Annotated in this window: 23 protein-coding genes and 1 pseudogene; 14 read left to right on the top strand and 10 right to left on the bottom strand. The window is 74.3% G+C overall.

What is annotated here, in order from left to right; genetic code table 11:
• Positions 1 to 8 precede the first annotated feature (8 nt).
• Both AC6I72_RS22500 and AC6I72_RS22495 read right to left on the bottom strand, forming a co-directional pair.
• Positions 9 to 752: a zinc ribbon domain-containing protein gene (locus tag AC6I72_RS22500; RefSeq protein WP_498004787.1), complete on the bottom strand. Its 744-nt coding sequence runs from the start codon at positions 750 to 752 to the stop codon at positions 9 to 11.
• Positions 749 to 1,606, bottom strand: a complete 858-nt coding sequence (locus AC6I72_RS22495; RefSeq protein WP_498002965.1) for a Nif3-like dinuclear metal center hexameric protein — start codon at positions 1,604 to 1,606, stop codon at positions 749 to 751. The genes AC6I72_RS22500 and AC6I72_RS22495 overlap by 4 nt, the downstream gene beginning before the upstream one ends.
• A gap of 548 nt (positions 1,607 to 2,154) precedes the next feature.
• On the opposite strand from AC6I72_RS22495, the gene AC6I72_RS22490 reads away from it, so the two are divergent.
• Entirely contained in the window at positions 2,155 to 4,014 is a 1,860-nt protein-coding gene (locus AC6I72_RS22490; protein ID WP_498002964.1) for a hypothetical protein, read from the top strand.
• Positions 4,015 to 4,119: 105 nt separating this feature from the next.
• A complete protein-coding gene (locus AC6I72_RS22485; protein ID WP_366723265.1) occupies positions 4,120 to 4,278 on the top strand; it encodes a hypothetical protein in 159 nt (52 codons plus the stop codon).
• A 171-nt stretch (positions 4,279 to 4,449) separates the two neighbouring features.
• Here the strand turns inward: AC6I72_RS22485 and AC6I72_RS22480 are convergent, their stop codons facing one another.
• Complete coding sequence (locus AC6I72_RS22480) at positions 4,450 to 5,355, bottom strand: MaoC/PaaZ C-terminal domain-containing protein (protein ID WP_498002962.1); 906 nt, start codon at positions 5,353 to 5,355, stop codon at positions 4,450 to 4,452.
• Between the two features lie 322 nt (positions 5,356 to 5,677).
• Between AC6I72_RS22480 and AC6I72_RS22475 the strand changes: the two are divergent.
• The 3 genes and pseudogenes from AC6I72_RS22475 to AC6I72_RS22465 form a co-directional block, all read left to right on the top strand.
• Positions 5,678 to 5,995 (top strand): annotated as a pseudogene (locus AC6I72_RS22475) (ABC transporter permease); the annotation flags it as partial.
• Between the two features lie 19 nt (positions 5,996 to 6,014).
• A complete protein-coding gene (locus AC6I72_RS22470) occupies positions 6,015 to 7,397 on the top strand; it encodes a sensor histidine kinase (protein WP_498002961.1) in 1,383 nt (460 codons plus the stop codon).
• 329 nt (positions 7,398 to 7,726) lie between these two features.
• Entirely contained in the window at positions 7,727 to 8,359 is a 633-nt protein-coding gene (locus AC6I72_RS22465; protein ID WP_498004786.1) for a response regulator, read from the top strand.
• Between the two features lie 13 nt (positions 8,360 to 8,372).
• Here the strand turns inward: AC6I72_RS22465 and AC6I72_RS22460 are convergent, their stop codons facing one another.
• Both AC6I72_RS22460 and AC6I72_RS22455 read right to left on the bottom strand, forming a co-directional pair.
• The gene (locus tag AC6I72_RS22460; RefSeq protein WP_498004785.1) at positions 8,373 to 9,119 is read right to left on the bottom strand and encodes a class I SAM-dependent methyltransferase; all 747 of its coding nucleotides are present in this window, start codon (positions 9,117 to 9,119) and stop codon (positions 8,373 to 8,375) included.
• Between the two features lie 344 nt (positions 9,120 to 9,463).
• Positions 9,464 to 10,474 carry a hypothetical protein gene (locus AC6I72_RS22455; RefSeq protein ID WP_498002959.1) on the bottom strand — a complete coding sequence of 337 codons (1,011 nt, stop codon included), beginning with the start codon at positions 10,472 to 10,474 and terminating at the stop codon, positions 9,464 to 9,466.
• Between the two features lie 135 nt (positions 10,475 to 10,609).
• Between AC6I72_RS22455 and AC6I72_RS22450 the strand changes: the two genes are divergently transcribed.
• The 4 genes from AC6I72_RS22450 to AC6I72_RS22435 all read left to right on the top strand — a co-directional run bounded on the left by AC6I72_RS22450 (position 10,610) and on the right by AC6I72_RS22435 (position 14,736).
• The gene (locus tag AC6I72_RS22450; protein ID WP_498002957.1) at positions 10,610 to 11,224 is read left to right on the top strand and encodes a TetR/AcrR family transcriptional regulator; all 615 of its coding nucleotides are present in this window, start codon (positions 10,610 to 10,612) and stop codon (positions 11,222 to 11,224) included.
• A gap of 524 nt (positions 11,225 to 11,748) precedes the next feature.
• On the top strand, positions 11,749 to 12,798 hold the full coding sequence (locus AC6I72_RS22445; protein WP_498002956.1) for an aldo/keto reductase: 1,050 nt from the start codon (positions 11,749 to 11,751) through the stop codon (positions 12,796 to 12,798).
• Between the two features lie 286 nt (positions 12,799 to 13,084).
• Positions 13,085 to 13,903, top strand: coding sequence for an SDR family NAD(P)-dependent oxidoreductase (locus tag AC6I72_RS22440; protein WP_498002954.1), 819 nt, complete (start codon positions 13,085 to 13,087; stop codon positions 13,901 to 13,903).
• A 134-nt stretch (positions 13,904 to 14,037) separates the two neighbouring features.
• Positions 14,038 to 14,736, top strand: coding sequence for a TetR/AcrR family transcriptional regulator (locus AC6I72_RS22435; protein WP_498002952.1), 699 nt, complete (start codon positions 14,038 to 14,040; stop codon positions 14,734 to 14,736).
• 132 nt (positions 14,737 to 14,868) lie between these two features.
• On the opposite strand, the gene AC6I72_RS22430 is transcribed toward AC6I72_RS22435, so the two are convergent.
• Positions 14,869 to 16,296 (bottom strand): DHA2 family efflux MFS transporter permease subunit, encoded by a 1,428-nt coding sequence (locus tag AC6I72_RS22430; RefSeq protein ID WP_498002950.1) that lies wholly within the window; start codon positions 16,294 to 16,296, stop codon positions 14,869 to 14,871.
• Between the two features lie 455 nt (positions 16,297 to 16,751).
• Between AC6I72_RS22430 and AC6I72_RS22425 the strand changes: the two genes are divergently transcribed.
• The 4 genes from AC6I72_RS22425 to AC6I72_RS22410 all read left to right on the top strand — a co-directional run bounded on the left by AC6I72_RS22425 (position 16,752) and on the right by AC6I72_RS22410 (position 21,243).
• A complete protein-coding gene (locus tag AC6I72_RS22425) occupies positions 16,752 to 18,491 on the top strand; it encodes an MFS transporter (RefSeq protein ID WP_498002949.1) in 1,740 nt (579 codons plus the stop codon).
• A gap of 174 nt (positions 18,492 to 18,665) precedes the next feature.
• The gene (locus tag AC6I72_RS22420; RefSeq protein ID WP_498002947.1) at positions 18,666 to 19,328 is read left to right on the top strand and encodes a class I SAM-dependent methyltransferase; all 663 of its coding nucleotides are present in this window, start codon (positions 18,666 to 18,668) and stop codon (positions 19,326 to 19,328) included.
• A 10-nt stretch (positions 19,329 to 19,338) separates the two neighbouring features.
• On the top strand, positions 19,339 to 20,337 hold the full coding sequence (locus tag AC6I72_RS22415; RefSeq protein ID WP_498002945.1) for an N-acetylmuramoyl-L-alanine amidase: 999 nt from the start codon (positions 19,339 to 19,341) through the stop codon (positions 20,335 to 20,337).
• Positions 20,338 to 20,493: 156 nt separating this feature from the next.
• Complete coding sequence (locus AC6I72_RS22410; protein ID WP_498002943.1) at positions 20,494 to 21,243, top strand: hypothetical protein; 750 nt, start codon at positions 20,494 to 20,496, stop codon at positions 21,241 to 21,243.
• A 106-nt stretch (positions 21,244 to 21,349) separates the two neighbouring features.
• Here AC6I72_RS22410 and AC6I72_RS22405 read toward each other — a convergent pair whose 3' ends face one another.
• Positions 21,350 to 21,931: a hypothetical protein gene (locus AC6I72_RS22405; RefSeq protein WP_498002942.1), complete on the bottom strand. Its 582-nt coding sequence runs from the start codon at positions 21,929 to 21,931 to the stop codon at positions 21,350 to 21,352.
• Between the two features lie 172 nt (positions 21,932 to 22,103).
• On the opposite strand from AC6I72_RS22405, the gene AC6I72_RS22400 reads away from it, so the two are divergent.
• Entirely contained in the window at positions 22,104 to 22,397 is a 294-nt protein-coding gene (locus tag AC6I72_RS22400) for a hypothetical protein (protein WP_498004784.1), read from the top strand.
• Positions 22,398 to 22,437: 40 nt separating this feature from the next.
• Here AC6I72_RS22400 and AC6I72_RS22395 read toward each other — a convergent pair whose 3' ends face one another.
• From AC6I72_RS22395 to AC6I72_RS22385, 3 genes are read right to left on the bottom strand one after another with little or no spacing between them, the layout of a single operon-like run.
• On the bottom strand, positions 22,438 to 23,523 hold the full coding sequence (locus AC6I72_RS22395; RefSeq protein WP_498002940.1) for a prenyltransferase/squalene oxidase repeat-containing protein: 1,086 nt from the start codon (positions 23,521 to 23,523) through the stop codon (positions 22,438 to 22,440).
• The gene (locus tag AC6I72_RS22390; protein ID WP_498002939.1) at positions 23,520 to 24,254 is read right to left on the bottom strand and encodes a class I SAM-dependent methyltransferase; all 735 of its coding nucleotides are present in this window, start codon (positions 24,252 to 24,254) and stop codon (positions 23,520 to 23,522) included. The genes AC6I72_RS22395 and AC6I72_RS22390 overlap by 4 nt, the downstream gene beginning before the upstream one ends.
• On the bottom strand, positions 24,248 to 25,753 hold the full coding sequence (locus AC6I72_RS22385) for a glycosyltransferase family 4 protein (protein ID WP_498002938.1): 1,506 nt from the start codon (positions 25,751 to 25,753) through the stop codon (positions 24,248 to 24,250). Before AC6I72_RS22385 ends, AC6I72_RS22390 begins: the two co-directional genes overlap by 7 nt.
• Between the last annotated feature and the right edge of the window lie 48 nt (positions 25,754 to 25,801).

Below are 25,801 nucleotides of genomic sequence, written 5' to 3'. Positions count from 1 at the left end.
TTGCGCCTCTAGAGGCCGGACTCGGCGGTGCGCACCAGGATGCGGCGGCAGTTCTCGCAGCGGACGACCGTGTCGGGGGCGGCGGCGCGGACCTCGTTCAGCTCCGTGATGGCCAGCTCCTGGCGGCAGCCCTGGCAGGTGCGCTGGTACAGCTTGGCCGCGCCGATGCCGCCCTGCTGCTCGCGCAGCTTGTCGTAGAGCTTCAGCAGGTCCGCCGGGACGGAGGCGGCGACGACCTCGCGCTCCTTCGTCACGGTGGCGGCCTCGCCGTCCAGCTCCTCGAAGGCGGCGTCACGGCGGGCGACGGCGTCGTCGGCCTTCGCCTGGACGGAGCCGACGCGCTCGGTCAGCTCGGCGACGCGCTCCTGCGCGGACTCGCGGCGCTCCATGACCTCCAGGACGACGTCCTCCAGGTCGCCCTGGCGCTTGGCGAGCGAGGCGATCTCGTGCTGGAGGCCGGCGAGGTCCTTGGGCGAGGTGACCGCACCGGAGTCCAGGCGCTGCTGGTCGCGGGCGGCGCGGGTGCGCACCTGGTCCACGTCCTGCTCGGCCTTGGTCTGCTCGCGGGCGCAGTCGCTCTCCTCGGTCTGCGCGGCCACGAGCAGGTCGCGCAGCTGCGTGAGGTCCTTGGTCAGCGTCTCGATCTCGGCGTGCTCGGGCAGCGACCTCCGCTTGTGCGCGAGCTGCTGCAGGCGGACGTCGAGGGCCTGGACGTCGAGGAGTCGGATCTGGTCGGCGGGCGCGGCGTTCAGTTGGGGGCTCCCATGGGTTCGTCGGTGGTGGTGGACGCCGCGTGGGCGGTCCAGGGGTCGGTGACCGTCTTGGAGACGTGGACGCGCAGGCCCCATCCGTGCCGGTCGGAGATCTCGTCGAGCTGGGCTGCGGCCAGCTCGCACCAGGGCCACTCGGTGGCCCAGTGCGCCGCGTCGAGCAGCGCGAGAGGACTGTGGGCGCGGGCCTCCGAGGCCGGGTGGTGGCGCAGGTCCGCGGTGAGGAAGGCGTCCGCGCCCGCCGCCCGTACGTGGTCGAAGAGGCTGTCGCCGGAGCCGCCGCTGACGGCGACCGTGCGGACGACCGCATCGGGGTCGCCGGCGACACGGATGCCCTGCGCGGTCGCGGGCAGCCGCTCGGCGGCGCGGGCGGCCAGCTCGCGCACGGTCAGCGGGTGGTCGAGTTCGCAGACGCGGCCGAGGCCCCGGCGGCCCTCCGGGTCGCTCGGGTCCGGGACGAGGGGCCGTACGACTCTGAGGTCCAGCGCTCCGGCGAGCGCGTCGCTGACGCCCGGGTCGGCGGTGTCCGCGTTGGTGTGGGCGACGTGCAGGGCGATGTCGCTCTTGATGAGGGTGTGCACGACCCGGCCCTTGAAGGTGGAGGCCGCCACGGTCGTCGTACCGCGCAGGTAGAGCGGGTGGTGGGTGACGAGCAGGTCGGCGCCCAGCTTCACCGCCTCGTCGACGATCTCCTGGACCGGGTCGACGGCGAACAGGACCCGGCCGACCTCCTGGCCGGGGTCGCCCGCGACGGTGCCGACCGCGTCCCAGGACTCGGCCCGCTCGGGGGGCCACAGGGTCTCCAGCGCGGTGATGACTTCAGACAGACGGGGCACGGGTGCAAGGCTACCTGGGTGTTCGGCGCGGCTGAACCGGCGCCACCCGCCCCGGAGGGGACCGCCCCGGCCCGGGACTCCTGTCGGGTCCCGCCCGGCGCCCGCCCCGGAGGGGACGCCTCGCGCCACCCGGGTCCCGCCCAGGTCCCGTCCGGGTCTCCTCCCGGTCCGGTCCCGGACTCGCCGGGTTCGGCCTGGGACCACCCGGGTCCGGTCCGGGGCCCGGTGCGCGGCCGGCGCGGGATCACACCGGGGCCGGGGGCCGGACCGGAGCCGCGGCCCGGGTCACACCGGAGCAGGAGGCGGGGCCGGACCGGAACAGGAGGCGGGGCCGGACCGGAGCCGCGGCCCAGGTCGGACAGAAGCCGCGGCCGGGGTCGGACCGGCGCCGGGATCGGTCGCACAGAGGATTCGTACTTCTCCAGCACAAACGTTCCGCTTTTCTCAGGCGAATCGTTCCTTGGCCACCCGTATGTGTGAAGCGCCCGCCCGCCGGTCCTCCGCCTGTGCGTACGAAAACTAGCGTCCTCACAGGAGGTGACCGAGCGATGACAGTCTGTGCCTCTCCGGGGCCCTCGGCAGCACACGAACAGGAGGGCGCCCCACCGCCGTCGGCGGTCGGCGAGGACGGCGCCAGACCCGCGGCGGGCTGCGCGATCACGGCGGACGGCGCCTACGCCGCACGGCTCGCCCGCAGCGGCGACTCCTGGTACCCGGAACGCTGGACGCTGGACGGCCCCGAGCCGTACGCCGTGCCGCTGCCGGCCGACCAGCCCGAGGAACCGGGCACCGAGGTGCAGCCGATGGGCGACGGCCGGGTCCTCATCCGGCGCCTGGTGGCAGGCCGCCACACCTTCTCGCTGCTGTACCCGACCGGCCCCGGCACCGGCGAACTGCCCCTGGGCGCGGTCGAGTGCCCGGAACAGACCGGGATGCGGCTGCTGCCCTGTGCTCCCGGCGGCGAGCGGGCGTACGCGCTCGCGGTGGGGCCGCGGTCCTCGGCGGTGTGGCTGGTGGCCGGCGGCACCTTCGGGCCGGAGATGGTGGCCGAGGTGCCGGGCCACTGCTCGGGCGGGGTCTGGCTGGACCGGGCCGGGCGGATGCTCGCCCTGGACCGGCGGGCGGCCGGGCGCACCAAGACGGTCGTGGTCGATCTGGGGGGCGGCGGCGAGGTGACCCCGCTGCTCCAGATCGCGCCGCACAGCGACGACCGGCTGCTGCTGGCCGACCCCGACAGCGGACTGCTGCTGATCCGCTCGGACGCGCCCTCCCCCGGGCGGTACCGGCTGGGCTGGGGCGTGCTCGGCAGCACCCTGCCGGTGCGGTTCCCGCAGTGCCTGCGGGTGCCCGACTGCACGGTCACGCCGTTCGCGATCCAGCCGGGGCAGGTGCTGACCCCGGAGCACTGCGCGGTGGCGCTGCGCTGCGACGGACCGTTCGGCAGCTGGGTCGGGGTGTGGCGGCCCGCGGAGCGGAGGGTGCGGCATGTCCCCGCGCCCGAGGGGTGGCTGGCCGGCGCCGGGGTGTGGACGGCCGAGGGCACGCTGCGGCTGCCGTTCAGTACGAGCGCGGTGCCGTGCGGGGTGGCGCGCTGGACCGCGCCGGGAAGTCAGGCGCCGGACGCGTGGACGGCCCTTCCCGCGGCCCTTCCGCCCGGGGTGCCGTCCGGCGCGCCGGCGACCGGGCCCACGGGCCTCGCCCCCCTTCCGGCGCCGCTTCCGGCTCCGCTCCCGATGCCGCTCCCGGCGGCTCGCCGGCCGTCCCCGGTGATCCGGGGGGCGCGGTGGGTACCGGTGCGCCGGACGTCGGCCGTCCCGGCCCCGACGCTGCCGGACCCGACGTCCTTGAACCCGTCGCTCCCGGCCCCCACGCTGCCGGTGCCGGAGTCCTTGAACCCGTCGCTCCCGGCCCCCGCGGGCGCACCGGACGACGAGCCGCGGGACGGTTCGCACGGGACCGGGAGTGCGCGGAGTGCGCAGGCCCCCGACGCCCGGACGCCGGGCACGGGGACTGCGCACGCACGGACTCCGAACCACCCACAGAGCCGGACCACACAAGCTGCGCCCGCACAAGCGGCGCTCGCACAAGCGGCGCTCGCACAAGCGGCGCTCGCACAGACCCCGAACACACAGATCCCGCACACACAGGCCCCGCACACCCACGCGCCGCCCGCCGGGAGTGCGCACGCGCAGAGTCCGGTTCCGGAGGCGGCGGACCAGCGGGCCGCCGGTCCGCTCCCCCCGGCCGCAGCCCCCGCCGCCGGCCCCCTCCCGCCGTCCTCCGAACCCCTCCCGCTCCCGGAACAGGAGCCTCCGTCACCCGTCGTTCCCCGGCCCGTAACCCTGCAACAGGCCGCGCTCACAGGGCGGATGACAGGGCCGGTCACGGGGCGCATGGCGGCCAGGTAACGAAGTCGTGCCGGTTGGCGCGTCCGCCTGGATTTCGCCCGAGGTGTGCCGGTTAAACTCGCCCGGCTGTACGAAAGATGATGTTGACGGGGTGAGTTCTTTCCGATGAGCGACGCCAGCAAGACCCAGCCGCTGACGACCGATGTCCAGGAGGCGGAGGGCCACGGCAAGCACCGCGGCCCGGTCTCCTCCCGAGACGGCGAGACGGCCCCCAGCGGCCGGCACCGCAAGACGGGCGACGGGCAGACCGAAATGGCGGCCTGACGGCACGGAGAGCGAGACGCGGCCCCGTCCTCCCGGGAGGAGGACGGGGCCGTTCCGCGTCCCGGCCCGGCGCACACACTTGAGAGACGGGTGCCGCCGGCCCGGCGCACCGGGGGCCCCACGCGTGGCCTCCGGTGCGCCGGGGGCCACGGGTGGGGCCCCCGGCCGGGCTCAGCCGTACTCGACGACCGTGTCGGCCAGTACGGCCGCGTCGTCCCGCTCGACCGCGCTCACCGCCACCCGCACCACACCGCCCCGCTCCCGCCCCTGCTCGTGTCCGTGCCCCTGCTCCCGCCCCTGCGGCCCCTGCCACATGCGGACGCGCAGGGTCTCGCCCGGGTACACGACCCCGGCGAAGCGCGTGGTGAAGGAGCGCACCCGGGTCACGTCACCGCCGAGCAGCGTGTCGACGACCGCCTTGAGGGTCATGCCGTAGGTGCACAGGCCGTGCAGGATCGGACGGTCGAACCCGGCGGCCCGCGCGAAGCCGGGGTCGGCATGCAGCGGGTTGTCGTCGCCGGTCAGCCGGTACAGCAGGGCCTGGTCCTCGCGCACCGGGCGGCGCACGGTGCGCGTCGGCTCACCGCAGGGCGCGCCGAGCCGGGCGGAGGGCCCTCGGTCGCCGCCCCAGCCGCCCTCTCCGCGTACGAAGATCCGCGCTTCCTCGGTCCACAGCGGCCCCTCGGGGTCGGCGGCCTCGGTGCGCAGGACGAGGACGCCCGCCGTCCCCTTGTCGTAGACGGCGGTGATCTCACTGGTGGCGGTGGCGGTGCCCGCGGCGGGGAGCGGGCGGTGGACGGTCAGCGCCTGACCGCCGTGCAGCACCCGGGCGAGGCCGACGTCGACGCCGGGCACGGACAGGGCGCCGATCACGCCGGGTGCCCCGCCGCCGGCGACGGTGGCGAAGCTGGGCAGGACGTGCAGCCGGGTCTCCAGGGTGTAGCGCAGTTCGCCGGGGTCGGTCGCGGGGACGCCCGCGCCGAGGCCGAGGTGGTAGAGCTGCACGTCCCGGGGCGTCCAGGAGATCTCACGGGTGCGGGGTCCGGCCGCGAGGGCACGGGCTGCGTCGATGGGCATGCGCCCTCTGTACACCCGGCGCTCGCGGCCCGTGAAGTTCCCGGCGGCCCGGCCGCCGGCGCGGCCAGGGCATCGATCCTGCCCAGCCTGCCCGGGGCATCGATCCTGCCCGGCCTGCCCGGGACATTTGTCCTGCCCGGCGTGGTGCGGACGTCCCGTCCGACTCCGTACATGCGGATCTGCCGTACGCCCCGCCCGGATCCGTAGCGTCGCTGTCATGACACAGACACGAAGTGCCGTGTCCTTCCGGGGGACGGCCAAGGCCTGCGGGGCGGTACGTGCCGTCGACGGTATCGACCTCGACACCGTGCGGGGCGAGACGCTGGGCTCGGTCCCGTTCACGCTGCTGGGCCTCGGCAACGGCTACGGGCTGACCCCGCGGACCACCGCCGTGGCCAACCTGGTGTGCGACCTGGGGCTCGCGGCGCTCGGCGGCCTGTGGTTCCCGGCCGGCCTCTTCCCGCACTGGCTGCGCTCGGTGTCGGCGTACACGCCCACGAGCCGGTTCGCCCAGCTCGGGGTCGCGGTCACCGAGGGGCACACCCCGGCCGCGGGGGCCGTCCTCGTGCTGACGGGCCGGCTCGTGGCGTTCGGTTCGTACGCTGTGCTGTCGTACCGCCGCAACGCGGGAACCGTCTGACACTCGGGGGGAACGGAACATGAGCTGGAGGCGCAGTATCTCCTGCCACGCGCGGTCGTGGCGGGAGGCCGTCCGCGAGGCGCGGGAGGCGCAGCGGCACTGGAAGGCGAACAAGGAACACCTCAAGGCCGAGTGGCGGGCCGCGCAGAAGGCGGGGCAGGTGCCCGAGAACCCGGGGCCGCCGCCCTCCGGTTTCGCCCTGCTGCCCTGGCTGCTGATGGGGCTGGGCTCGCTCTCCAACATCTTCCAGGGCGAGACCCCGAACCCGTGGATAGGCGGCCTGGGCCTGCTCGCCTTCAACTCGCTCTACATCTACGTCGTCTTCAACGCCTTCGACAGGAAGCGGCGGGCGGCGACGGCGACGCGGACGGCGCTGGCGCTGATGGGCGTGGTCACCACCGCGCTGGGGCTCGGTTACGGCGGCAACTGGCTGCTGTTCTTCCCGCTGTTCGGGCTGGCGACCGGCGCGATCCTGCGGGGCCCGTGGCTGGGGCGCTCCGGTATGGCGCTGGCCGTCTTCTCCGGCTGCGTCGCCGCCTTCCACGAGGGCTGGGACGGCATCAACATCGCCTACGCCACGTTCCTGTCGACCATGGTGACCGCCGCGATCCTGAGCCTGAGCGAGGCCGTACGGGAGCTGCGGGCGGCCCGTGAGGAACTGGCCCGGCGGGCGGTGGAGGAGGAGCGGCTGCGGTTCTCCCGCGACCTGCACGACCTGCTGGGCCACACCCTGTCGGTGATCGTCGTGAAGTCGGAGGCGGCCCGGCGCCTGGCTCCCCGGGACATGGACGCCGCGCTGACGCAGGTGGCCGACATCGAGTCGGTCGGCAGGCAGGCGCTCACCGAGATCCGTGAGGCGGTCACCGGCTACCGCGAGGGCAGCCTGAGCACGGAGCTGGACCGGGCGCGTTCGGCGCTGAGCGCCGCCGGCATCGAGCCCGTCGTCCGCCGCTCGGGGCCGCCGCTGACACCGCAGTCGGAGGCGCTGCTGGGCTGGGTGGTGCGCGAGGCGGTGACGAACGCGGTCCGTCACAGCGGCGCGGACCGCTGCGAGATCAGTGTCACCGGAGGGGCCGAGCACGTCCGCCTCACGGTCGCGGACGACGGGAACGGCGTGCCGGCCGTGGTCCAGCCGGCCGTGCCGGGCATCGGCGGGACCGGCCTGAAGGGCCTGACCGAACGCCTCGCGGCGGCGGGCGGCTCGCTCGACGCGGGCCCGTCACCGCGCGGCGGCTTCACGGTCACCGCGCGGCTCCCGACGAACACGGAGGAACTGACGGCCGCGGCCCTGGCCGCCGCGACGAGCGCAGGGAGCGGGGGGAGCGCGGGGGGCACGGGGAGCAGCACGAGGGCGGGGAGCAGCACGAGCGCGGGTGGTGCGGCGAGCGCCGCGAGCAGGTGAACGCCGCGAGCGGGGGGCGCGGGGAGCAGCGTAGACGCCGCGAGTCCGCAAGTGCGGGAAGCAGCATGAACGGCCCCGAGCAGCATGGACGCCGCGAGTGCCGATCCCGGAGGCGGAAGCGCGGCGGGCCGCTGAACCGCCGCCGCCGGTGCCCGGCGAGCGACGTACGGCGGTCGCCGGCGAGAGCGGTCGGCGCCTGGGCGCCGGCAGCCCCGTGCACCGGCGCGTTCCCGGGCGGCCGCCCCGATGCGCTTCCCCCGCTCTGCCCGTACCCCCGCACTCCCCCGGCGGGCGCCGCCGCGACTCCCTACCCTTGGTCCGTGAACGAGATGCCCCGGGACCACCGGCCCGCCAAGTCCGTCCGCGTCCTGCTCGCCGAGGACCAGGGGATGATGCGGGGCGCGCTCGCCCTGCTGCTCGGCATGGAGCAGGACATCGAGGTCGTCGCCCAGGTGGCGGCGGGGGACGCCATCGTGGACGCCGTGCTGGCCCACCGGCCCGACGTGGCCCTGCTGGACATCGAACTGCCGGGCATGAGCGGTCTGGACGCCGCCGCCGAGCTGCGGGAGCAGGCGCCGTACTGCCGGGTGCTCATCCTGACCACCTTCGGCAGGCCCGGCTACCTGCGCCGGGCGATGGATGCGGGCGCGGCGGGGTTCCTGGTCAAGGACGGGCCGGTGGAGGAGCTGGCCGCCGCGATCCGCCGGGTGCTGACGGGCGAGACGGTGGTCGACCCGGCCCTCGCCGCCGCCGCGCTGAGCGCCGGTCCGAACCCGCTGACGGCCCGTGAGTGCGACGTGCTGAAGGCGTCCGTGGACGGGGCGACGGTCGCCGACATCGCCGCGAAGCTGCACCTGTCGGAGTCCACCGTCCGCAACTACCTGTCCTCGGCCATCGGCAAGACCGGCACCCGCAACCGCATGGAGGCGATGCGCGAGGCCCGGCAGCAGGGGTGGCTGTAGAGGGAGCGGGAGGTCAGGTCCCGTCGTTCGCGGGCTCGTTCCGGAACAGTGCCGTCCACAGGAAGTCCTCCCCGAAGCACGGCGATCCGTCCGGCTCGTCGCGCATCCGGCGCAGTTCCACCTCCCGCAGCCCCGAGAAGATCCGGCGCAGCGACGCGGGGGTGTAGGCGAGCCCGCCGTGCAGCCGGGAGGTGCGGTACAGCTCGGCGTCGGGCAGCTCGCTGCCCATGGCGCCGGCGGCGAAGCAGGTGAGGGCGAACCGGCCGCCGGGGGCGAGGACCCGCTCCAGCAGGGCGAGGTAGCTGATCCTGCGGTGGGGCGGCAGATGGTGGAAGCAGCCGGAGTCGTAGACCAGGTCGTACGGCCCGGTGAGACGGTCGCCGGCCGCCGCGAAGGCGTCCCCGCACAGGAACCGCACCTCGGCGCCGGCCTCCCGGGCCCGTTCCCGCGCCCACGCCACGGCGGCCGGCGACAGGTCCACGGCGTCGACCTCGAAACCGCGCGCCGCGAGGTGCAGGGCGTTGCGGCCCGGCCCGCACCCGAGGTCCAGCGCACGCCGGCCGTCGATCAGCCCGGAGTCGAGCCACTCCACCAGGTTCTCGTCCGGCCGGGCGGCGAAGAACGGCACCGGCCGCGTCCGGTCGGCGTAGAAGCCGTCCCACCAGCCGGCCGCGCCGTCCGACCACCGGTCGGCGTCCGGCGCGAACAGCCCGTCCAGCAGCCGGAGTACGTCGTCCACGGTACGGATGTCACGGTCCACGCCCCCGTCCGCGCTCCGGTCCACGCCCCCGTCCGCGCTCCGGTCCGCGCCCCCGTCTCCGTTCGCGCTCCGCTCCGTGCCCCGGTCCGTGTCCTGGCCCATGCGGGCTCCCCCTCTCACCGGGCCCTCCGCCGGGCCCGTTCCGGTACCGCGACAGTAGCGACGGACGACCGGAAAGCCCAGGTCAGGTGGGGTTTATCGACGGGGGCGGGGTGCTCTGTGCGGGCCGGTGCGGGGGCGGCGCGGTGGCGGTGGGGGATCATGCCGCCGGCCCGCCGAAGTCCTGTCGGGGACCGCTCCGAGGGCCTGGACGGTATCTGTCTCCGCCGCGCCGGCCCCTCTTTCTACTGCGGCCGACGGTGGTCGGGGGTGTGCCCGGCGCCGCCCTCGGGTCCCGCCACGGGAGCGATCAGGAGGTTGGGGTCGCGGGCGGTGGTGTAGGCGGCACTGGGTATGTAGGCGACGTTCCGGCGCACCGCGACGGAGGTCGGGTTCTGGAGGCCGTCCGCGCCGGTGAGCACGGTCGTGGAGGTGCCGTCCGGCTGGACGCGCACGACTTCGTTGGGGCCGTCGAGAGCGGCCAGGATCTCGTCCCCCCGGCCGGTGAAGGCGAAGTCGTCGATGCCGGCCAGCCCCCTGGCCGTGATCCTGACGGGTCCGGGCCGGCCCCCCGGGCCGAACGGGATGCGCACCACGGTGCCCCGGTCCAGGTTGGTCGCCCACAGCGCGCCCTGGTGGATCTTCAGGCCGTTGACGCCCAGGAAGCCGGTCGGGGCGAGTTCGGGAGCGGCGGACCAGGTGGTGGGCGTACCGCCCGTGGTGGGCACGGTGTAGATCTTCCCCAGCGCGGAGTCGGCCATGTAGAGCCGGTCGTGGCGCTCGTCCAGCACCAGCCCGTTCGGGAGTCCGTCAGCGGGGAGTGCCGCGATGCGGTGCGGGGCCTGGCCCGGACGCAGTCGCCACAGGCCGGTCAGGTCCGCGGTGCCGCTGGCGTAGAGGAAGTACAGCGTTCCGTCCTGGGCCCGGACGACGCCCGCGGTCAGGGCGAAGCCGAGCCTCGGGGTGTGCGCCCCGCCATCGGCGGGCGCGGGAAGGGTGGCCAGGATCCGTGTGACGCCCCGCGGGCCGACGGCGGCCACCTGGCGGGCGGCGGCGAAGGTGACGACAGCTGTGCCGTCGGGTGCCAGTGCGATGTTCTCCGGCGTCTGGCCGTGCGGCAGGTCGAAGTGGGCGGCTATGCGAGGACCGTTCGCCGCACGGGTCGCCTCCGGGGCGGAGGGCTGAGCGAGGGCCGGGCCGGCGGTCGCCGCCACGGCTGTGACGGCGCAGGCGAGCACGGCCAGTCTGGTTCTCATGATCTTCCGCTTCCTGTCGGAGGGGCACCGGCTGCCACGCCACCCGCACCGCGGTGTCGTCGCCGATTTCATAGTAAGGAACATACACTCAATAGCTTCGCGTTGCGGCGAACCCGGCTGGGTACGATCTCTCCCATGAGCCCGCGCGCGTACACCTCCCGGCTCCGCGCCCAGAACGCCGAGCAGACCCGCAGGGCGATCCTCGAGACGGCCAGGGATCTCTTCGCCGAGCGGGGATACGGCCGGGTGAGCCTCGCCACCATCGCCGCGGAGGCCGACGTCGCGCTGAACACGGTGTACGCCAGCATCGGCGGCAAGCCCGCCCTGATCCTGGCCCTGGCCGCGGACAGCGCCGACGACGAGCAGGCGGAGCTGACCCGGCAGCGGGTGCTGGCGGCCGGCGACGGTCACGAGATCCTGCGGCTGACGGCCACGGGCACCTGCGAGGTGATCGAGCGGCACGCCAAGACGCTCACGGTGCTGCTGGACGCCCGCAACTCCGACGCCGACGTGGCCGGCGCCGCCGAATACAAGATCAGGCATTACCGAGGCGTCCTGGACGTCATCGCCGACCGGCTCTTCGACCTCGGCGAGGTGCGCGCCGAACTGACGCGCCGACAGACGCGCGACATCATGTGGTTCTACTTCGGCATCTCCGCCTGGAGCACCATGAGGGAAATGGGCTGGCCCTCTCCCCAGGCGACGGCATGGCTCCAAGCCCAGGCGTCGACGGCGCTCCTGTCGCACTGACCACGCGCACCCGCCCGTCCGGCCCTCAAGACGCCGCCCCGGCGCCCTGACCGAGACGACCCGGCACCCCGACCCCCGACCGAGACGGACCGGCACCCGTCCGAGAGGGGCCGGCACCCCCCGACCGGGACGGCCGGGCACACATGGCCGAGACGGTCCGCGCCCTGCCCCGGTGATCCGGCGCCCCGACCGGGAACAGCACCCGCCGCCCAATCACCGAGTGGGTCTGGACCTACGGACCGTGGGGGCGCCGGGCAGGACCCGGCCCGGGCAGCGACCGGGACGGCACCGCACACCGGCCGCCCTCCAGCCCGCGACACGGGCAGCGGCGAACACCAGGCGCCCGGCCGGGACTCGGCCCGCCACCCCACGCCCTCACACCTTCTTCCGCCCGGCCACGCGACCGGACGCGGCAGCACTCCCCACCCCGCGTTCGACAAGAGGCCAGTGGCCTGTTAATTTCGGCTTGTAAGGTTCCAGTGGCCTCTTACGCGCCACGACGGCGCGAGCGAAGGTGGGTTCAGGTGTCGATCGAAAGCACCGCGCACACGGCCCGGGCACCCCTGGGCGGATCCGGCATCTCCGTGCGGCCCGTCGGGCTCGGGCTCATGGGGATGTCGCAGTTCTACGGCGAGGCGGATCCCGAGACCTCGGTCACCACCATCCGGACGGCGATGGAACTCGGGGTGGAGCTGTTCGACACCTCGGACTACTACGGTGCGGGCAGCGCCACCCCTGGCCGGCCGGTCGCCGGGTTCGGCCACAACGAGGAGTTGCTGGGGCGCGCCCTTCGAGGACGGCGCGACCGCGCGATCGTGGCGACGAAGTTCTCGGCGCGCCCCGGTCCGGGGGGCCGCAGCTTCTTCGACGGTCGTCCGGAGTACGTGAAGGCCGCCTGCGAGGCGAGCCTGCGGCGGCTGGGCACGGACCGGATCGATCTGTACTACTACCACCGGCTCGATCCCGCCGTCCCCGTCGAGGACACCGTGGGCGCGATGGCCGAACTGGTGGCCGCGGGCAAGGTGCGTGCGATCGGACTGAGCGAGGTGCCCCCGGAGGTCCTGCGGCGGGCCCACGCGGTTCATCCCGTCGCCGCCCTGCAGAGCGAGTACTCGCTGTGGGAACGGGGCGTCGAGGCCGAAGTCCTGCCGGAGTGCCGGCGGCTCGGGATCACGCTGGTGCCCTACAGCCCGCTGGGCCGCGGCATGCTCACCGGCGCCTTCGCCGCCGGCACCGAGTTCGGCCGGGACGACTTCCGCTCCACGCTGCCCAAGTTCCAGGGCGACAATTTCGAGCACAACCGGCAGTTGGTCGCCGAGCTGGAGGAGTTCGCCGCGGGCACCGGCGGCACCGCCGGCCAGATCGCTCTCGCCTGGCTGCTGGCGCGGCCCCACGACATCGTCCCGATCCCCGGCTCCAGACGTCCGGCCCGCATCAGGGCGAACCTCGCGGCCACCTCGGTCCGGCTCAGCGCCGACGACGTGGCCCGTCTCAGCGACATGTTCGACCCCGCGCGGATCAAGGGCGGCCGGTACGGGGCCCTCAACACGCTTGCGGACGAGACCGCGAAGTGACGCCCGGCGCGGAACACCCCGCGCGACGGCCGGCCGCAGCGGCCGCCACGGCCGCCCGCTGAGCGGCCGGCGGCGGTGCCCTCGTCACCATCCCCAGCGTGTTCGCCACCGCGGTCTGCCCCACCGCGCCGCCTACGGCGCGAGCAAGCACGGCGCCCACGGGCTGACCCGCGCCGCGGCGGCCGACCGGCCTCATCTGACACCGGCCCCCTCTCCCCCAGCCTTCGGGCTCCCCTCCCCCCGTTTCCGACAGACACCCTCCGACACACAGGATCGAGGCACCATCATGAGCAGGACCTGGCTGGTCACCGGCAGTTCCCGCGGACTGGGCCGGGCTGTCGCCGAGGCCGTCCTCAAGGCCGGCGGCAATCTGGTCGCCACCGCCCGGCGCACCGCGTCCCTGACCGACCTCGTCGACGAGTACGGTGACAAGGTCCGCCCGGTCACCCTGGACGTGACCGACGCCGAAGCCTCCCGCCGGGCCGTCCGGGCCGCCGTCGACGCCTTCGGCCGCCTGGACGTGGTCGTCAACAACGCCGGTTACGCCGACATGGCCGCCATCGAGGACATGACCGACGAGGCCTTCCGCGCCCAGATCGACGCCAACCTCTACGGCGTGGTGAACGTCACCCGGGCCGCCCTTCCCGTCCTGCGTGCGCAGGGCCGCGGGCACATCATCCAGATCTCCTCCGTCGGCGGGCGCGTGGGCGGCCCGGGACTGGGCGCCTACCAGGCGGCCAAGTGGGCGGTCGGCGGCTTCTCCGAGGTCCTCGCCAAGGAAGTCGCCCCTCTCGGTGTCAAGGTGACCGTCGCCGAGCCGGGCGCCATGCGCACCGACTGGGCCGGCTCCTCCATGGCCACCCCGCCCGTCAGCGACCCTTACAAGCCGGTGGTCGAACCCGCCATCGCCCGCCAGCGGGCCTCGGACGGCAGGCAGAGCGGCGACCCCGCCCGGGTCGCCCAGGTCCTGCTGGACATCGTGGAGGCCGAGGAGCCGCCGCTGCACCTGCTGCTCGGCAAGGACGCCGTCGAGGTGGGCCGGTTCGCCGCGGAGACCCTCGCCGCGTCGGACGCCAAGTGGCGTCACGTGAGCGAATCCGTGTGACGCCCGGCGGTGGGCCCGGCACCCGCGCCCACCGCCGGCCTGCCCGGCGCCGCCCCTCCCGGCGGCACCGGCAGGTCGTAGGGTTACCGCGAGCGGCACAGCGGTGAGCCGCGAGAGTTCCCGAGGAAGCGACGATGACAGACGACCGGCCGACCGGTTTCCAGCGCGCCCGCAGCGCCGAACAGCGCGAGGTCCGGAAGCAGACCATCCTCGCGGCCGCCGCGGAACTTCTCACGGAGATGCCCGTCAGCGACATCAGCCTGCGGGAACTCAGCCGGCGGGTCGGACTGTCGAAGACGAACGTCGTGCGCTACTTCGAGACCCGGGAGGCGGTCTTCTTCGAACTCCTCAACCGCGACCTGGCCCGGTGGATCGAGGAGCTGCCCGCCGAACTGGCGTCCGCCGGGGCCGCAGGAACGGCATCGCCCCGCGTCGTGACGGAGTCCCTGGCCCGGTCCCTGGCCCGCCGGACCCTGCTGTGCGAACTGCTCAGCTCGCTGGGCTCCGAACTGGAACGGAACATCTCCGCGGAGTCGGCGCGCGCCTTCAAGCGGGCCCACGGCCGGTTGCTGGGCGCCCTGGCGGAGCTGCTGCGCGAGCACATCACCGCCCTGAGCCCCGCGGCCGCTCGCGAGCTGGTCTCCATCACCGTGGTGTCCACGGCCGGACTGTGGCCCTTCGCCCATCCCTCGCAGGCCGTCGCCGAAGCGCAGCGCGACCCCGAACTCGCCTCCACGAAGGTCGACTTCGCCGAGCGGCTGGGCCGCACCCTCCATGTCGCCGCCACCGGACTGCTCGACCTGGGGGAACGGGCGGGAGAAGGGACCACCTGACGGCGGGGGCACGCCGAATTCAGGCTGACGTCCACGAGGCCGGCCCCTCGTCGGCGTGTCACCGCGTCCCCGGGCCCGCCCTGTGCCCGGCCGGCGGAACCGCGGTGAGCGGCCCGCGAGGACAGCCGCTGCTCAGGGCGCCCTCCGTGCCGCGCGCGGGAGCCACACCAGCATCAGCAGCGCCCCGGCGAGCAGGACCGCGGTGCCGGTGCGGAAGACCAGGGCGTACCCCTCCGTGAGGCCCACCGGTGTGGTGCGTCCGGCGGTGCGGGCCGCGGCGAGGGTGGACATGACGGCGAGGCCGAGCGAACCGCCCATCGTGCGCGAGGTGTTGATGAGCCCGGAGACCAGTCCGGCGTCGCCGGGGGCGGCCCCCGAGGTGGCCAGCGCGGCCAGCGGTGTCCCGGCCAGGCCCGCGCCGAGCATCATCAGGATCCCGGGGAACATGATCGCCGTCAGGTACGCCCCGTCCGCCCGCATCGCCGACTGCCAGCCGAACCCGGCCGCCGCCACCAGCGTGCCCAGCACGGCGACGCTGCGCGCGCCCGCCGCCCGCATCAGGCGCGGCGCGACCTTGGAGCCGAGGACGACGGCCAGCGAGCTGGGGACGAGGGCGAGTCCGGCGTCCAGCGGGGAGTAGCCGAGGACGTTCTGCGCGTACAGCGTCATGAAGAACCACATGCAGAACATCGCCGAGCCGGAGACGAGCATCGCCGCGTTCGCGGACGCCACCGAGCGCACCCGCAGCAGGGCGAGCGGCATCAGCGGGGCGGCGGTGCGCGCCTCCACCGCGAGGAAGGCGGCGACCAGGGCGAGTCCGCCGAGCAGGGGGACCAGGGTGGCCGGGGCGGTCCAGCCCTCGGCCTCGGTCTGCGAGATGCCGTACGCGAGGGTGGCCAGGCCCGCCGTGACCAGCAGGGCGCCCGGCAGGTCGAGCCGTCTGCGGTCGCCGGCCCGGCTCTCCGTCAGCCGGCGCGCGGAGGCCGCCAGGACGACGGCGCCGACCGGCACGTTGATCAGCAGCACCCACCGCCACGACAGGCCCTGCACGAGGATCCCGCCGACCAGGCCGCCCGCCGCGCCGCCGCCCGCGCCGACCGCCGTCCAGGTGGCTATGGCCCGGGCGCGGGCGGCCCCCTCGGGCACGGCGGCGGTGAGCAGGGTCAGGGTGGAGGGGGCGAGCACGGCGGCGCCGAGTCCCTGCACGGCGCGGGCGAGCAGCAGCTGCCAGCCCTCCTGGGCGAGGCCGCCGCCGAGCGAGGCCAGCGTGAACAGGCCGAGCCCGACCAGGAACATGCGCTTGCGCCCGTAGAGGTCGCCGGCCCGGCCGCCGAGCAGCATGAACCCGGCGAACGCGATGGCGTAGGCGTTCACCACCCACTGCAGGCCCGGTCCGCTCAGTCCCAGGTCGGTGCGCATCGAGGGCAGGGCGACGTTGACGACGGACACGTCGAGGACGACCAGGAACTGCCCGGCGCAGGCGAGGGCGATGACGAGCCAGGTGGGGGGCGGCGGGGGGCGGTGGGGGGCGGTCGGGGTGAGACCGGCGGCTTCGAGCATGGATGTCATGGTCTCAAGCCGCCCGTGCCCCTTGCATCGGGATTTCGCGCCGACCCGCCTGGTCCCGCGGACCTACGTCTCGCGCCCCGCTCCCCCCGGCACCCTGCCCTGCCTCCCCGCACACCCCCCGCTCCTCCCGGCACCCTGCCCAGCCCCCCTCCCGGTTCCCCCGGCACCCTCGCCTCCCTCCCCGGCCACCTCCCGCTCCCCGGCCCCCTGCCCTCCCCTCTCCCGGCGCCCGCCGCTCCTCCCTCCGGCGTCTCCCGTCCCTCCCCTGACCCCGCCGTGACCGGCCCTCCACCTGACGTCCAGTCAGATTCTTTCGGAACGGTCAAGAATTCGTTAGTACGCCGAAGCATCGGAATAGGTGCCTCGGCGAACGAGGTTTACCCACCACTTATCCCGCACGGATGATCACCGATTCTTCTCGACTCAAGGCCTGGAGGCCGCCCTCAATGACGCTCACGACGACCAACCGGCCCACCCGGAGCGCGAGCGGGGCCGTCGTCCCGGTGCTCGCCTTCGCGGGCATCGTTGTCGCGGTGATGCAGACCCTGCTCGTCCCGGTCATCAAGGACCTGCCGCAACTGCTGGACACCTCGCCCAGCAACGCCACCTGGGTCCTGACCTCCACCCTCCTCTCGGGCGCCGTGGCCACGCCGATCATGGGCCGCCTCGGCGACCTGTACGGCAAGCGCCGGATGCTGATAGCCAGCCTCGCCGTCATGGTGGTGGGCGCTCTCGTGAGCGCCTTCACCGACGCCCTGCTCGTCATGATCGTGGGCCGCACCCTCCAGGGCTTCGCCATGGGCGCGATCCCGCTCGGCATCGGTCTGATGCGCGACATGCTGCCCCGCGAGAAGCTCGGCTCGGCGATGGCCCTGATGAGTTCCTCGATCGGCGTCGGCGGCGGTCTCGCGCTGCCCGCCGCCGCCCTGGTCGCCCAGCACACCGACTGGCACGCCCTCTTCTACGGCGCCGCCGGGCTCGGTGTCCTCTCCATCGTCCTCACCCTCCTCACCGTCCCCGAGTCCCCGATGCGCGCCGAGGGCTCCTTCGACCTGCCGGGCGCGCTCGGCCTGTCCGCCGGACTGGTGCTGTTCCTGCTGCCGATCACCAAGGGCAGCGACTGGGGCTGGTCGTCCGCCACCACGCTCGGCCTGTTCGCCGCCGCCGTCGTCGTCCTGCTGCTGTGGGGCCTGATGGAGCTGCGCAGCAAGGCCCCGCTGGTCGACCTGCGCACCACGGCCCGCCGCGAGGTGCTGCTCACCAACCTCGCCTCGATCATGGTCGGCGTCGCCTTCTACGTCGTCTCGCTCGTCCTGCCCCAGCTGCTCCAGCTGCCCGCCGCCACCGGCTACGGCCTCGGCCGGTCGATGGTGGTCGCCGGACTGTGCGTGGCCCCGCTGGGCCTGACGATGATGTTCACCGCGCCCGTCTACGCCCGCCTGTCCGCCCGCTACGGCCCCAAGGTCACCCTGATCACCGGCCTGCTGATCATCGCCGTCGGCTACGGCGGCGGCCTCGGCCTGATGAACGCGGCCTGGCAGACCGTCCTCACCTCGGTGCTGCTGGGCGCGGGCATCGGCCTCGCCTACTCCTCGCTGCCCGCGCTGATCGTCGGCGCGGTCCCGGCCTCCGAGACCGGCGCGGCCAACGGCCTCAACACGCTGATGCGGTCCATCGGCACCTCGGTGTCCAGCGCCGTGATCGGCATGGTGCTGGCCAACACCGCGCACCACGTGAACGGTGTCGCGATCCCGACCATGCACGGTTTCCGCGTCTCCTTCCTGATCGCCACCGCCGCGGTCGCCGTCGGTCTGGTGCTCGCCCTGTGCCTGCCCCGGCCGAACCGTTCCACCACCACGCAGCTGCGCGCCAGCAGCGAGGAGGACGCCAACCTGGCGCACGCCGAGGAGGTGCTGCGGGGCTTCCGCGGCCGGGTGCTGGACGCCGGCGGCGCCCCGGTCGCCCGCGCCAAGGTCACCCTGATCGACCGGCACGGCCGCCAGGCCGGTGCCACGCTCTCCGCGGCGGACGGCCGCTACACCCTCGCGGTGCCGGCCCAGGGCCCCTACGTCCTGGCCGCCCGCGCCGCCGGTCACGGTCCGCACGCCTCCGCGGCGACCCACGCGGGCGACGACCGCCCGGTCGACCTCGACCTCGCCCTCCCGGCCGAGACGGTCACGGCCTGACGGACCCCGCCCGGCCCGGCCACCACCGCCCGGCCGGGCGGTCCCGGGACCGCCGCGTGCGCGCGGCCGTCCGCAGCTCTGAGACGTACGCCACCGCACCCGCTGTCGCCCGCCCGGCAGCGGGTGCGGCAGCATGGGCGCCCTGAACGCCGTACGACCGGAAGGACCCGCTGCATGACCGCGGCACCGAAGCCCGACATCCTGGCCGCCTTCGAGGCCGCGAAGGGGTTCATGCCCACGGACGAGGGGCTGGCGCTGTACGCGGCGGCGGTGGACGCGGGCCGGCTGGGACTGCCGCTGCTGGAGGTCGGCACGTACTGCGGACGGTCCACGATCCTGCTCGCCGACGCCGCCCGCGGGGCCGGGGTCACCGCGCTCACCGTCGACCACCACCGCGGCAGCGAGGAGCAGCAGCCCGGCTGGGAGTACCACGACCCGGAGACGGTCGACCCCGAACTCGGCCTGATGGACACGCTGCCCGCCTTCCGGCGCACGCTGCACCGGGCCGGCCTGGAGGAGCACGTGGTGGCGCTCGTGGGGCGTTCGCCGCAGGTCGCCGCCGTGTGGAACACCCCGCTCGGCCTCGTCTTCGTCGACGGCGGGCACACCGACGAGCACGCGGGCGCGGACTACGCGGGCTGGGCCCCGCACGTCGCCGAGGGCGGTCTGCTGGTCATCCACGACGTGTTCCCCGACCCGGTGGACGAGTTCACCGGGCAGGCGCCGTACCGCGTGTACCTGCGGGCGCTGGAGTCCGGTGAGTTCACCGAGGTCTCGGTGACCGGCTCGCTGCGCGTCCTGCGGCGAACCGGCCCGGCCGCCCCGGCCCGCGGTTAGGGTCGCAGTCGTGTCCTACGCAGGCCCCGAATTCGAACCCCCGCGTCCGGACCCCTCCGGGCGGCCCGGCCGGCCGCGCCGGGGGCCGGCCCTCGCCGTGGCCGCGCTGGTGTGCGGCGGGCTGCTGTGCTGGCTCGGGTACGAGGCGGTGGGCGCCCCGGACGGCGCCGGCGCCGCCTCTGCGGGCGCACCGGCCTCCTCCGCCGCCTCCGCTCCGGCGTCCTCCCCGGGGGGCGGACCGCCGGGGAAGCCGTCCGGGGAACCGTCCGGGAGCACCTCGTCCCCGGCCGCTCCCGGTGACGACGGGAAGCGGCCCGGCGGCGCGGCGGGCCCGCTGGCGGGCAAGGTCGTCGTCATCGACCCGGGCCACAACCCGGGCAACTTCCGGCACACGTCCGAGATCGCCCGCAGGGTGAACATCGGCACCGGCTGGAAGGAGTGCGACACCACCGGCACCGCCACGAACGCCGGTTACGCCGAGGCCCGGTTCACCCTGGACGTCGCCCACCGGCTGCGCACCCTGCTGGAACGGCAGGGCGCCACGGTGAAGCTGACCCACGACGACGGCTCCCCCGCCTGGGGCCCGTGCGTGGACGAACGCGCCCGGATCGGCAACACCGCGCACGCCGACGCGGCGATCTCCGTCCACGCCGACGGCTCGGCGCCCGGTGACCGCGGCTTCCACGTGATCCTTCCGGCGGCCGTCCACGACGGGGCGGCCGACACCCGGGCGATCGCCGCCGCCTCCCGCGACCTGGGCGAGCGCGTGGCGGGCAACTTCCTGCGGGTCACCGGCGAGCCGCCCTCCAACTACCTCGGCGGCGGCAGCGGACTCGTCACGCGGAAGGACCTGGGTGGTCTCAATCTGTCAACGGTTCCCAAGGTGTTCATCGAGTGCGGCAACATGCGCGACAGCACGGACGCGGCCCTGCTGACCAGCGGAACGTGGCGGCAGAAGGCGGCCGAGGGCATGTCTGAGGGAATCGTGAGTTTCCTGCGCGGGTCGTGACCGGCGCCGCCGTCCCGGCGGACAGGCCGACCGTACGGGCGATAGTGTCACCCGTACGATGAGGGGCCATCCCCGCGCTTCACGCCAGGACCCGGCAACAGCGACCTGGTGACAGCGACGCCTCTACCGACGACGAGACGACCTGAAGGACCTGAAGTGAATATCCGCTCCCTCACTCGGGGCGACGGCGTGGTGATCGGAGCAGCGGTGTTGCTGTTCATCGCGTCGTTCCTCCACACCCACGACTACCTGACTTCCACCGCCTGGGACGGCCTCGGCATGGGGCTCGGCGTCTACGTGGGCGGACTGGCCGGCGCCGCGCTGGTCGTCGTCAGCCGGTGCCTGCCCCAGCCGCGCAAGGTGGCCGGGCTGGAACTGGGCACGGTGGGCACGGCGTTCACGGTGCTCGTGGCGTGGATCCTGTTCTGGGACCTGGTGGACCCGGGCATGTACGGCGCGGGTTCGGGCCTGGTCCTCGGCTTCATCGCGGCCCTCGTCCTCGCGGGCGCGGCGGTCGCGACCCCGCTGGTCCCCGCCCTGCAGGCCGCGCTCGTCCCGGCACCGAGGCCGGCCGCCCCGCACCCCTACGGCGCGCAGCCGCAGGCCGGTTACGGCTACCCGGGCGCCCAGGGCGGCCCGCAGCCGTCGTACGGCGGCCAGCCCCAGCCGGGCCAGCCGGCCCCGGCCGCCGGTGGTCAGCCGGCGCCCGCCTTCTCGCCGTTCTGGTTCGCCGTCCCGGCGCCGCGTCCGCTGTTCGCGGAGGACGGTTCGCCCGCGCCGATCGCCGAACTGGCCCCGGGTACCTGGTACCTGGCGGTGGATCAGCGCGGCCACGGCCTGCTGACGGAGATGCAGGACGGCCGCCGCGGTGTCCTCCAGGACGCCTCGAACATCCAGCGCGGCTGACAGCCGCCTGCGGCGCCGCGCATCCTCCGCGCCGCGAACCCTGCTGCGGCCCCTCGTCCTCGCGGGCGGGGGGCCGTCGCCGTGCTCGGGCGGGCCGGACCTCCTGTCAGGAACCGGACTGGGCACCGCTCTTCAGCTCGGAGGGCGTGGGCACCTTGTCCTTGACCGGGGCTCCCGCGCTCTTGCCCGCGTCCTTCACCTTGTTGAGGGTGTCGTTGAACGCGTTCGCCGCCGAGCCGTCGCCCTTGCGGAGCTTGGCCGGCAGGTCCTTCAGCCCGGCGATGGCCGCGTTGAGCGGTTCGAGCGCCTTGGAGAGGGTCGGGTCGCCCTGGGCGTTGTGCACCGCCGCCTTGAGCCGGTTGTAGGTGAACGCGCCGGCCAGACCGGCCTTGACGAGGGTCGCCTTGCGGTGCTTGGTGCCCTTCTTGAACTTGCCCTCCTTGTACGGTTTCCAGATCCACTGGTAGGTGGCTCCGGCCGCCAGGGCCGCGTTCGCCACGAAGCGTGTCTTGGCGAACTTCTGCCGCTCGGCGGAGGTGCTCGGGCTGGGCGTGGCCGCGGCGACCGCGACCGTGGGACTGGTCTGCCGCCCGTCGCCCTGGCCGGTGGCCCACGCGGTGGTGGATCCGGCGAGCAGGGCGCAGCACAGGGTGAGCGCCACAGCGAGGCGCCGTATCGGTACGGGCACGGTGTCCTCCCGAAAGGTGTTGCTCCGGTCCCGGAAGGTGTTGCTCCGGGTACTCCAGGGGTCCGTGTGAACCGGGCCGCGGCGCCCGAAACAGGGCACCTTCCGTGCGGTGCGCCTGACTTTCCGTGAGGGTGCGGGTTTCGACCGGCGGCACGCGGCCAGACGCAAGGGCATGTCCCCTCGATATCGCACGGGTTCCGGCTCCGCCGGGACGGTCATCGCGGTGGTCGCCGACATCATGGCCGTCATCCTCGGACTGTGGATCCTGATGTACCTGCTGGACGCGAACCGGGCCAACGACCTGGTGCGGTTCGTCCATGACGCGGCCGACTGGCTCGCCGGCTGGTCGCGCGACCTGTTCACCTTCGACGAGGCCTGGGCGCGGGTGGTCGCCGGGTACGGCCTGGCCGCCGTGGTGTACCTCTTCGTCGGCCACGCCATCGCCAACCGCATCCACCGCGGCTGACCCCGGCGGGCCGGAGGCCCCAGCCGCCGGCGGGCGTGCCTCAGCCGCCGGCGGTCGTGCCGCAGCAGTCCGGTTCCAGGCCCCTGGGCAGGCCGTCCTGGGCGAAGACCGTGCAGGTGGCCTCGTGGCCGCCGAGCGCGGCGACCGCGAGGAGCAGCGAACCGGCCGTCCAGGTGGTCAGTTCCCGCGGCCATATGGCGTCGTCCTCGAAGACGTACCCCGTCCAGTACAGGCCGCTGTCCGCGTCGCGCAGGTGCTGGATGGACTTCAGGACGTCGAGCGCGCGGTCGGACTCGCCCGCCGCCCACAGGGTGAGGGCGAGTTCGGCCGACTCGCCGCCGGTCACCCACGGGTTGGGCACCACGCAGCGCACCCCGAGGCCGGGCACGACGAAGCGGTCCCAGCCGGCCTCGATGCGCGCCTTGGCCTCCTCGCCGGTCACCGCACCGCCGAGCACCGGGTAGTACCAGTCCATCGAGTAGCGGTCCTTGTCCAGGAAGCGCTCCGGGTGCCTGCGGATCGCGTGCCGCAGCGCGCCGGCCGCCAGCTCCCAGTCGGGCTGCGGCTCCTCGCGCTGCTCGGCGATGGCGAGGGCGCAGCACAGCGCGTGGTGGACGGAGGAGGAACCGGTGAGCAGGGCGTCCGCGGTGCCCGTCCCGTCGTCCTCGCGCTTCCAGCCGATCTGCCCGCCGGGCTGCTGGAGGCGCAGCACGTACTCGACGGCCCCGTAGACGACCGGCCACATACGGTCCAGGAAGGTGTCGTCGCCGGTGGAGAGGTAGTGGTGCCAGACGCCGACGGCGACGTAGGCGACGAAGTTGGTCTCCCGGCCGCGGTCGGTGACGTCGTCGTGGGCGCCGTCGGCGTAGGCGGCGTACCAGGAGCCGTCGGGCAACTGGTGCCGGGCCAGCCACTCGTACGCGCGCCCGGCGGCCTCGTGTTCGCCCGCGGCGTCCAGCGCCATCGCCGCCTCGGTGTGGTCCCACGGGTCGAGGTGGTGGCCGCGGAACCACGGGATGGCGCCGTCCTCCCGCTGGGCGGCGAGGATGCCGTCCACGGTCGCGGCGGCCTGCTCGGCGGTGAGGACCCCGGGCAGGACGAGGTGTTCTGTCCGGGGGGTGGTCACTTGGCGTCCGCCCGGGGCAGGTGGGGCTTGGTCGCGTAGGCCACGAAGCTCTTGCCGATCAGCGGGTTCAGCGCCTGCTCGGCGACCCGGGTGGCCAGCGGCTTCTTCATGATGTCCCAGACCAGCAGCTTGTGGTACGCCTTCACCGGAAGCACCTGGTCGTTGTCGACGCCGAAGGCGCACTTGAGCCACCAGTACGGCGAGTGCAGGGCGTGCGCGTGGTGGGTGCCGTACGGCTTCAGGCCGGCCTCGCGCATCTTCGCGAGCAGCTCGTCGGCCTTGTAGATGCGGATGTGGCCGCCCTCGACCTCGTGGTAGGCGTCGGACAGGGCCCAGCAGACCTTCTCGGGTCCGTAGCGCGGCACGGTGACCGCGATCCGGCCGCCCGGCCTGAGCACGCGGACCATCTCGGCGAGGACGCCCTTGTCATCGGGGATGTGCTCCATCACCTCGGAGATGATGACGACGTCGAAGGACTCGTCGGGGAAGGGCAGGGCGAGCGCGTCGCCCTCCATGGCGGTGGCGGTGGCCCCCGCGGGTGCCTCGCCGGCCTCCTTCATCGCCGCGAACCACTTGGCGACCTCGCGGATCTCCTCGCCGTTCTGGTCGAGGGCGACGACCTGGGCGCCGCGCCGGTAGCACTCGAACGCGTGCCGCCCCGCGCCGCAGCCGAGGTCCAGGACGCGGTCGCCCGGGGCGAGCGGGAACCGGGAGAAGTCGACGGTCAGCACGTGGCCCTGCTTTCGTATGCGTCTGCGGCGGGTGCGCCTGCTGCTGGTGCGGTCTGTGCCGCCTCGGCCGCCGCCGGTGCGGTCGGGGCCGCGTCGGCCGCCGCCGCTGCCGGTGCGGTCCGGGCCGCCTCCGTCCCCGCCGGAGCGGTCGCGGGGCGGTGCGGGGACCGCTGTGCGCGGCGGGGGCGTGCGGAGTCCGCGATGGCCTCGCGGTAGCGGGTCACGGTGCCCTCGGCGGCACGGGCCCAGGTGAAGCGGCGCAGCACGCGGGCGCGGCCGGCCGCTCCCAGCCTGGCCCGCAGTTCCGGGTCGCCCAGCAGCCGGGTCAGGGCGGCGGCCAGCGCTCCCGCGTCGCCCGGCGGCACCGCCAGGCAGGTCTCGCCGTCCTCGCCGGCGACCTCGGGAATCGCGCCGCCGGTCGTGGCGACCAGCGGGGTCCCCGTGGCCATGGCCTCGGCGGCGGGCAGCGAGAAGCCCTCGTACAGCGAGGGCACGCACGCGACCTCGGCCGAGCGGACCAGGTCGACCAGTTCGGCGTCGGAGATGCCCTTGACGAACTCGACGGCGTCCTTGAGTCCGTAGCGCTCGACGGCCCGCGCGACCGGGCCCTCGGCCGGCTGCTTGCCGACGACGACCAGGTGCGCGCCGGGGTGTTCGGCGCGGACCTTCGCCAGGGCCTCCACGAGGAAGACGAGGCCCTTGAGGGGGACGTCCGCGCTGGAGGTGGTCACGATCCGGCCCGGCACCTGCGGCACGGACGGGTCGGGCGAGAACAGGTCGGTGTCGGCGCCGATGTGGACGACGTGGATGCGGTCGGGGCGTACGCCGAGGTGGTCGACGATCTCCTGCCGGGACGTGCCGGAGACGGTGAGCACGGACGGCAGGCGGCGCGCGACCCTCTTCTGCATCCGCGTGAACGCGTACCAGCGGCGCACCGACCACTGCCGCTGCCGGGTCGTCGCGGCGTCCAGCTCCAGTTGCCGGTCCACGGTGATGGGGTGGTGGACGGTGGTGACCAGGGGGGCGCCGACGTCGCCGAGGAGGCCGTAGCCGAGGGTCTGGTTGTCGTGGACGACGTCGAACTCGCCGCGGCGGGCGCGCAGGTGGCGGCGGGCGCGCAGGGAGAAGGTCAGCGGCTCGGGGAAGCCGCCGGTCCACATGGTGGCGACCTCCAGCGCGTCGACCCAGTCGCGGTACTCGTCGCGCTTGGGGGTGCGGAAGGGGTCGGGCTGGCGGTACAGGTCGAGGCTGGGCAGCTCGGTCAGGCGCAGCGCGCCGGCGTACTCCTCGTCCTCGTCGAGGACAGGGTAGGGCTGGGAGCCGATGACCTCGACGTGGTGGCCGAGGCGGGCCAGTTCGCGCGAGAGGTGCCGGACGTAGACGCCCTGGCCGCCGCAGAACGGGTTTCCCTTGTAGGTGAGGAGCGCGATCCTGAGCGGTCGCCCGCCGTCCGCGGCGAGGTCCGCCGGGGACCCGGCCTGACTGGCCTCAGCGGTCACTCTGGGCCCCCTTCTGACTGCACCGTCCCGCGAGATTACGCCGGGACG

It is taken from the genome of Streptomyces sp. Xyl84 (genome assembly GCF_059731885.1).
Note: the sequence above shows the minus strand (reverse complement) of the source record. Positions and strands in the feature narration are given on the sequence as shown.

Excerpts from the sequence above, each read along its gene's own strand:
- AC6I72_RS22490 (WP_498002964.1), top strand. The coding sequence starts at position 2,155 with ATGACAGTCTGTGCCTCTCCGGGGCCCTCGGCAGCACACGAACAGGAG.
- AC6I72_RS22485 (WP_366723265.1), top strand. The coding sequence starts at position 4,120 with ATGAGCGACGCCAGCAAGACCCAGCCGCTGACGACCGATGTCCAGGAG.
- AC6I72_RS22480 (WP_498002962.1), bottom strand. The coding sequence starts at position 5,355 with ATGCCCATCGACGCAGCCCGTGCCCTCGCGGCCGGACCCCGCACCCGT.
- AC6I72_RS22470 (WP_498002961.1), top strand. The coding sequence starts at position 6,015 with ATGAGCTGGAGGCGCAGTATCTCCTGCCACGCGCGGTCGTGGCGGGAG.
- AC6I72_RS22465 (WP_498004786.1), top strand. The coding sequence starts at position 7,727 with ATGCCCCGGGACCACCGGCCCGCCAAGTCCGTCCGCGTCCTGCTCGCC.
- AC6I72_RS22455 (WP_498002959.1), bottom strand. The coding sequence starts at position 10,474 with ATGAGAACCAGACTGGCCGTGCTCGCCTGCGCCGTCACAGCCGTGGCG.
- AC6I72_RS22450 (WP_498002957.1), top strand. The coding sequence starts at position 10,610 with ATGAGCCCGCGCGCGTACACCTCCCGGCTCCGCGCCCAGAACGCCGAG.
- AC6I72_RS22440 (WP_498002954.1), top strand. The coding sequence starts at position 13,085 with ATGAGCAGGACCTGGCTGGTCACCGGCAGTTCCCGCGGACTGGGCCGG.
- AC6I72_RS22435 (WP_498002952.1), top strand. The coding sequence starts at position 14,038 with ATGACAGACGACCGGCCGACCGGTTTCCAGCGCGCCCGCAGCGCCGAA.
- AC6I72_RS22430 (WP_498002950.1), bottom strand. The coding sequence starts at position 16,296 with ATGCTCGAAGCCGCCGGTCTCACCCCGACCGCCCCCCACCGCCCCCCG.
- AC6I72_RS22425 (WP_498002949.1), top strand. The coding sequence starts at position 16,752 with ATGACGCTCACGACGACCAACCGGCCCACCCGGAGCGCGAGCGGGGCC.
- AC6I72_RS22420 (WP_498002947.1), top strand. The coding sequence starts at position 18,666 with ATGACCGCGGCACCGAAGCCCGACATCCTGGCCGCCTTCGAGGCCGCG.
- AC6I72_RS22400 (WP_498004784.1), top strand. The coding sequence starts at position 22,104 with ATGTCCCCTCGATATCGCACGGGTTCCGGCTCCGCCGGGACGGTCATC.